At 73.0% G+C, this 2,473-nt stretch carries 2 protein-coding genes; both read right to left on the reverse strand.

Going from position 1 to position 2,473, the window contains the following annotated elements:
• Nucleotides 1–243: 243 nt before the first annotated feature.
• Nucleotides 244–969: a cytidylyl-2-hydroxypropylphosphonate hydrolase gene (gene fomD, locus H5J30_RS27110; protein ID WP_181789950.1), complete on the reverse strand. Its 726-nt coding sequence runs from the start codon at nt 967–969 to the stop codon at nt 244–246.
• 24 nt (nt 970–993) lie between these two features.
• Entirely contained in the window at nt 994–2,430 is a 1,437-nt protein-coding gene (locus H5J30_RS27115; protein WP_181789951.1) for a class II fumarate hydratase, read from the reverse strand.
• Nucleotides 2,431–2,473 lie beyond the last annotated feature (43 nt).

The raw sequence follows: 2,473 nt of genomic DNA on the forward strand, positions 1-2,473 counted from the left end.
GCTTCACCCGCGTCCGCGGTGGCCGAGGCCGGCGGCACCGCCTCGTCCGTGCCGGAGGCGGCAAGGGTGTTGCCGGACTCCGTCCGCTCGGCGGCTGCCCGCCGCCTGTCGCGCTCCGTCACGTGTCGGTACCGTCCATCCGGCCGTTTCCACCCAAGTCTCCACAGGGCGGGTTGAGTTGTGGGCACTGCGGTGCTGTGGACGTCGATCCTACGTTTGACCTACCGGGGCGCAGCAAGAGGCTCATGAAGACAAGCGCGCCGGTGTGCGGTCCCAATCCGCCGGAAGAAGCGGAACTGTCCACTTCGGGTCGGGGCGCCAGCGCTCCCAACCTGCGGAGAACGGCGGCCCCCACGCCCCGATGGCGTCGACCGCCCGGCGGCCGGCGTCCCGGACGGCCGCGGCCCGGGCGGCGGACACCAGTCCCGCCCGCTGCGCGGCGGCGAACTCGTCCTCGTCCCGCCACTCCCACGAGCGGTCCGGGTGGACGACGAGATCCAGGTAGTGGTCCTCGGAGTCGACGCCCCCGGCCCAGCGCACCCGGGGCGCTTCGAGGTTGACGTAGAAGGACCTGAAGGTCCAGTCGGCCTCCCAGAACAGCCAGACCGACCACGGCTCGCCGGGCCGGGCCAGCTTGAGCACGCCGGCGCCGAACCAGCGGGTGCGCAGCGGGCGGTGGGGTTTGGTGTAGCGGGTGGCCAGCGGTTCGCGGTGCAGCTCGGTGCCGTCGGCGAGCACGGGCCGTACGCACTCGGTGTCGGGCGCCACCCAGACGGCGAGCGTCTCGGCATCGTCGCGGACGACGGTGACCGGGCGGCAGACGGCCACGGTACGGCCCGGCCGGCCGGCGGCGCCGGGCGTGCCGGGCGCCGGGTGGGCGCGGTAGCGCCAGAGGATGTGGTCCCCCGGCGTCCACCGGCCGCCTGAGACGTTCTGGTCGCTGTCAAGCGTCGCGTCTGGCCCGTGCATCCGACGATGGTATCCAGCAGTGCCCTACGGCCGGGTCATCCTCAGGACGTCCAGCGCAACGTCCAACTGCTCCTCCGTGAGCAGCCCGCGTTCGACGTACCCGCCTTCGAGGACCACCTCTCTGATCGTCTTGCGCTCGGCCAGCGACTTCTTCGCCACCTTCGCCGCCTCCTCGTAGCCGATGTACCGGTTGAGCGGCGTGACGACGGACGGGGACGACTCCGCGTACTCCCGGGCGCGCCCGGCGTGCGCCGTGATGCCGTCGACCGTGCGATCGGCGAGCAGGCGTGCGGCGTTGGCCAGCAGCCGGATCGACTCCAGCACGTTGCGGGCGAGGACGGGCAGCATCACGTTCAACTCGAAGTTGCCCGAGGCGCCGGCGGTGGTGACCGTCACGTCGTTCCCGATCACCTGGGCGCACACCATCAGGACCGCCTCGGGGACCACCGGGTTCACCTTGCCCGGCATGATCGACGAGCCTGGCTGGAGGTCGGGCAGGGCGATCTCGGCGAGCCCGGTACGCGGTCCGGAGCCCATCCAGCGCAGGTCGTTGCAGATCTTGGTGAGCCCGACCGCGATCGTGCGCAGCTGCCCCGAGGTCTCCACGAGGCCGTCGCGGGCGCCCTGCGCCTCGAAGTGGTCGCGGGCCTCGGTCAGCGGCAGCCCGGTCGCCCGCGCCACCTCGGCGATGACGGCGGCGGCGAAGCCGGGCGGGGTGTTGATGCCCGTACCGACCGCGGTGCCGCCGAGGGGCAGCTCGGCCAGCCGCGGCAGCGAGGCGTGCAGCCGCTCGACGCCGGTGCCGACCTGGGCCGCGTACCCCGCGAACTCCTGGCCGAGGGTGACGGGCGTGGCGTCCATCAGGTGCGTACGCCCCGACTTCACCACCTGCGCGAACTCCTCCGCCTTGGCGGCGAGCGCGGCCCGCAGATGTGTGAGCGCCGGGATCAGGTCCTGCACGACCGCGCCGGTGGCGGCGATGTGGATGGAGGAGGGGAACGTGTCGTTCGACGACTGGCTGGCGTTGACGTGGTCGTTGGGGTGGACCACCGGCCCGTCGGCACCCAGCTTCTCCTGGGCGAGGGTGGCCAGCACCTCGTTCATGTTCATGTTCGACGACGTGCCGGAGCCGGTCTGGAAGACGTCGACCGGGAACTCGCCGTCCCAGCGGCCCGCCGCGACCTCCTCCGCCGCCGCCCGCACGGCCGCCGCGATGCCCGCGTCCAGCACGCCCAGCTCGGCGTTGACCTTCGCCGCGGCGGCCTTGACCCGGGCCAGCGCGGCGATGTGCGCGGACTCCAGCCGCAGCCCGGAGACCGGGAAGTTCTCCACGGCGCGCTGCGTCTGGGCGCGCCACTTGGCGCCTGCGGGGACCCGGACCTCGCCCATCGAGTCGTGCTCGATGCGGAAGCCGTCGGATGCGGGGCGTTCTGCGGGGGACCGGTCGGGGGGCTGGCTCATGCTGCCGAGGATACGACCGCCCGCCGACACCGCCCGTGCGCCG

The sequence above is a fragment of the Streptomyces phytophilus genome (assembly GCF_013870535.1).
GTDB lineage: Bacteria > Actinomycetota > Actinomycetes > Streptomycetales > Streptomycetaceae > Streptomyces > Streptomyces phytophilus.

Coding starts and splice junctions, on each gene's coding strand:
- fomD (WP_181789950.1), bottom strand. CDS start 969: ATGCACGGGCCAGACGCGACGCTTGACAGCGACCAGAACGTCTCAGGC.
- H5J30_RS27115 (WP_181789951.1), bottom strand. CDS start 2,430: ATGAGCCAGCCCCCCGACCGGTCCCCCGCAGAACGCCCCGCATCCGAC.